The following is a 364-nucleotide window of genomic DNA, read 5'->3' as shown; positions in this document are numbered from 1 at the left end:
AAACGCCTACCTGCCCAGTATCAGCCCGTCTTACTTGAAGCTAAGCAAGCTTATCTGGGACAAAAAGAAGATCACTTGGCCTCACGCGCAGATCACTTGGAAGAATTTATTCGCTTTGTGAAAGGCGAGATCATCAAGTCAGTTGGTAAATGATGTCTAACAATTCGTTCAAGCCGACCGCGCTACGCGCGGCGGCTTAACTCCGGCGTTAGATGCACTAAGCACATAATTGCTCACAGCCAAACTATCAGGTCAAGTCTGCTTTTATTATTTTTAAGCGTGCATAATAAGCCCTACACAAATTGGGAGATATATCATGAAAGGCTGGCTTTTTCTTGTTATCGCAATAGTTGGCGAAGTAATC

General features: G+C 44.2%; 1 protein-coding gene. It reads left to right on the top strand.

What is annotated here, in order from left to right; genetic code table 11:
* Positions 1-153, top strand: a 153-nt coding sequence (locus DBV35_RS29480; protein WP_117035388.1) for an aminoglycoside adenylyltransferase domain-containing protein, incomplete at its 5' end; no start/stop codon positions are given.
* Positions 154-364: the final 211 nt, after the last annotated feature.

The sequence above is a fragment of the Acuticoccus kandeliae genome (assembly GCF_003073115.1).
The sequence above is the reverse complement of the archived record's forward strand: the minus strand, read 5'-3'. Positions and strand labels throughout refer to the sequence as shown.